The organism is Acidovorax sp. KPB24-07, from assembly GCF_057543315.1.
In genome coordinates this window covers 1-3,497 of the sequence record NZ_BAAJYS010000348.1, presented here as the reverse complement: position 1 = coordinate 3,497, position 3,497 = coordinate 1, and the positions used below count along the sequence as shown (strand labels likewise).

Annotated in this window: 4 protein-coding genes and 1 pseudogene; 3 read left to right on the top strand and 2 right to left on the bottom strand. The window is 70.8% G+C overall.

Going from position 1 to position 3,497, the window contains the following annotated elements; genetic code table 11:
• The 3 genes and pseudogenes from AC27IQ_RS20695 to AC27IQ_RS20685 all read left to right on the top strand — a co-directional run.
• Positions 1 to 214: pseudogene (locus AC27IQ_RS20695) on the top strand (glycosyltransferase family 2 protein); the annotation flags it as partial.
• Positions 211 to 1,527, top strand: coding sequence for an O-antigen ligase family protein (locus AC27IQ_RS20690; RefSeq protein ID WP_487090615.1), 1,317 nt, complete (start codon positions 211 to 213; stop codon positions 1,525 to 1,527). The pseudogene AC27IQ_RS20695 and the gene AC27IQ_RS20690, both read left to right, overlap by 4 nt.
• Positions 1,528 to 1,546: 19 nt before the next feature.
• Positions 1,547 to 2,521, top strand: a complete 975-nt coding sequence (locus AC27IQ_RS20685) for a glycosyltransferase (protein ID WP_272565920.1) — start codon at positions 1,547 to 1,549, stop codon at positions 2,519 to 2,521.
• 88 nt (positions 2,522 to 2,609) lie between these two features.
• Here AC27IQ_RS20685 and AC27IQ_RS20680 read toward each other — a convergent pair whose 3' ends face one another.
• Positions 2,610 to 3,065 carry a type 2 periplasmic-binding domain-containing protein gene (locus AC27IQ_RS20680; protein WP_487090614.1) on the bottom strand — a complete coding sequence of 152 codons (456 nt, stop codon included), beginning with the start codon at positions 3,063 to 3,065 and terminating at the stop codon, positions 2,610 to 2,612.
• Positions 3,066 to 3,294: 229 nt separating this feature from the next.
• Positions 3,295 to 3,497: sensor histidine kinase (locus AC27IQ_RS20675; RefSeq protein ID WP_487090613.1), on the bottom strand; the 203-nt coding region annotated here is incomplete at its 5' end.

Below are 3,497 nucleotides of genomic sequence, written 5' to 3'. Positions count from 1 at the left end.
CGCCAAGCGCGCGGGGGCCGGCAAGCGCGGCGGCGTGGGGCGCGGGCTGGCCTCGGGCGCGAGCATGTTCGTGCGGCTGTACGTGCTGCGGCTCGGGTTCCTGTGCGGCGGTGCCGGTTTCCTTTACTGCCTGTTCGTGGCCCTGGAAGCGTTCTTCCGGTATGCCGCGCTGGAGTACGACAGCGACCGCCTGAGCGAGAGCGTGCGCCGGTGAAACCTTCGGATGTCTTCGCACGCCTGTCCGGCGTGGCGGCTTTCATGGTGCCCGGCCTGGCCCTGTGGCTGCGATCGGGCTATTCGTGGGGCGCGGTGGTCCTGCTGCTGTGCAGCCTGGCCACGGCCGGCGTGTGGCTGCGCCGGCCCCCGGGCCGCGAGGCCTGGTGGCTGTTCGCCTCCATCGTCGCCATGGGCTTCGTGTGGGCCCTCGATTTCGACCCGGCCCAGGGCGGCTGGTCCAACCTGGACCGGCCGTCCAAGTATCTGCTGGCACTGCCCTGCCTTTTCTACCTGCTGGCCTACCCGCCGCGTGCGGTCTGGCTGTGGTGGGGCCTCGCCGTGGGGGCGTGCGGCGCGGGGCTCATCGGCATCTACCAGACCGGCGTGCTGCACCTGCTGCGCGCCAACGGCTACACCAATGCGATCCAGTTCGGCGGCCTGAGCCTGCTGCTGGGCCTGATGTGTTCGGCGGCCCTGCTCGTGCAGTGGGGCCGCTGGGCACCCTGGCAGCGCGTGGGCTGGGTGGTGTGCATCCTGCTGGGCTTCGAGGGCTCGCTGCTGTCGGAGTCGCGCGGGGGCTGGCTCGTGCTGCCGCTGGCGCTGCCCGTGTGCGCGTGGCTGCAGGCCCGCTGCGGCCAGCGCCGGCTGGCGATGGTCGGGGCGGCGCTGATCCTGGCCGGCATGGCGGGCCTCATGGCGCTCAAGGCGCACGACGTGCGCTCCCGCGTGGACGAGGCGCGCCAGGAGATCACCCAGTACGAATCCAAGGGCGATGCGGCCAGCTCGGTCGGGCAGCGGCTCGCGCACTGGAAACTGGCCTGGTCCATGGGCCTGGACCGGCCGCTCACCGGCTGGGGCCGCTACGGCTACGAGGCCGAGAAGCAGCGGCGCGTGGCCGCGGGGCAGGCCCATCCGTTCGTGCTGCGGTTCAGCCATGCGCACAACGAGGTGCTGGACATCTTCGCCAAGCGCGGCCTGCCCGGCGTGGCGGTGCTGCTGCTGTTCTATGCGGTGCCGCTCGCGCTTTTCTGGCCGACGCGCCGGCGCGTCTGCCGGACCACGGAGCACGGCACCATGGACCCCCAGGTGCTGTGCCTGCGCATGGTGGGCGTGCTGCTGCCCATCGCCTACATCGGCTTCGGGCTCACGCAGGTGTTCCTGGGCCACAACAGCGGCACCATGTTCTACCTGTTCATGTGCATGCTGGTGCTGGCCATCCTGCAGGGCCGCGAGCGCGATGCACTGCGGCGGCGGGCGGCGCCGGCCGCCGTGCCGCAGGGCCCCAGCCGGCCCGCCGCTGCCTCCTCCTGACTGCCAAGAAGGTTTCGCCATGCACGTGCTGCTCGTCAACAACTCCCCGATCCCGGTCTACGGCTATGGCGGCACCGAGCGCGTCATCTGGGACCTGGGCCAGATGCTGGTGCGCCTGGGCCACCGCGTGAGCTACCTGGTGCCCGAGGGCTCCACCTGCGACTTCGGCGCGGTGCTGCCCATCCGGCCCGATGCGCCGTGGGATTCGCAGATTCCCGCCGACGTGGACATCACGCACTTCCAGTTCAACCCCCGCACCGAGATCGGCACGCCCTACCTGGTCACCGAGCACGGCAATGCCCGAAAGCCCAAGCCGCTGCCGCGCAACACCGTGTTCCTCTCGCGCGACCATGCGGCGCGCTACGGCTCCACCGAGTTCGTCTACAACGGCCTGCAGTGGGAGAGCTACGGCGCCGTGGACTTCGCCCGGCCCCGCGACCACTACCACTTCCTGGGCAAGGCCGCGTGGCGCGTGAAGAACGTGAGCGGCGCCATCCGCGTGGCCCAACTGGCCGGGGTGGAGCTGGACGTGCTGGGCGGCGACCGCATCAATTTCCGCCGGGGATTCCGGTGGACGCTGTCGCGCCGCATCCATTTCTTCGGCATGGTGGGCGGCGCGCAGAAGACCGAGCGGCTCAACGCCTCGCGCGGGCTGATCTTTCCGGTGCGCTGGCACGAGCCCTTCGGCCTGGCCGTCATCGAGAGCCTGTACTTCGGCTGCCCCGTGTTCTCGACGCCCTACGGCGCGCTGCCGGAACTGGTGCCCGCCGAATGCGGCGTGCTGGCGGACAACGCCAGTGCCCTGGCCGAGGCGGTGCGCGCCAACCGCTTCGATCCCCGGGCCTGCCACGACCATGCCGTGCGCCACTTCGGCGCCGAGCGCATGGCGCGCGACTACCTGCGCATGTACGAGCGTGTGCTGGCGGGTGAGACGCTCAATGCCCAGGCGCCCGTGATCCAGGGCGAGGCCCGCTCGCTCGCCTGGCGCAACTGAGCCGGGGCGGGCGCGGCGCCGCGCTGCGCTCAGACCGCCGCGTGAACCGTGAACCCCATCGGCACCGGGCCGAAGTCCTGGATCACCTTCAGTCCCAGCGACCGGGCGCCTTGGCGGTGGTGATGCAGCCGTCCGTGCGGCCGTGCCGGCATTCCACGGCGGCCTGCGCATTGCTGTTGACGAAGCACAGCTCCGCGCCGGGGGGCGCCAGCTGCTGCGGCGCGGGATGGGTCGAGATGGTGCGGGGCGCCTCGCCCGTGCGCGATGCCAGGATCATGTTGAAAGTGGGCATCACGAAGACATCCACCATCTGGAAGCGGTTCAGGTTGGAGAACACGAGCTTGTGCAGGTCGGGATACGCCACGCACCCCAGCACCGCGATGGCCGGGTCGTCATGGAGCGACTCCGCGGCGATCTCGAAGGTGGGGTGCAGGTGCACGGTGCCTTTGCGGCCGTTGCGCCGGAACCATTCGTGGGCTGCGGCTTCGCAGTTGGTGCCGGCCGGCCCGAGGGTGTGGATGACCCGGATGTCTTTGACTGCCATGGTGGAACGGGGTGGATCGGTGAGCAAAGTGGACCCCTCGGTCGGGTATTCCGTTGGGCGGAATGCAGGATAAGGGAAACCGCCTTCCGAAGCCACCCGGATCCCGGGGCCAAGCCGCAGAACGAACGAAACAGATGTGACCATGCGCAACAGCGGGCGCATTCGCGTGATGGCGACCCCGGGGGTATGCCGACGCTCGCGTGGCGCGTGCCACGCCCTCGCAGGGAGGTCAGGCGCTCGCCAACGGCAGGCTGAGCACGAAGCAGGCGCCGCTCTCGCCGTCCGGGCGGTCCTCGCAGCGCACCGTGCCGCCCGAGCGTTCCGCGATGGACCGCACCAGCGCGAGCCCCAGGCCCACGCCGCCAGCGCGCTCGCTGGCGCCGGGCAGCCGGTAGAAGGGTTCGAAGATGCGCTCGCGCTGGGCCGGCGGCA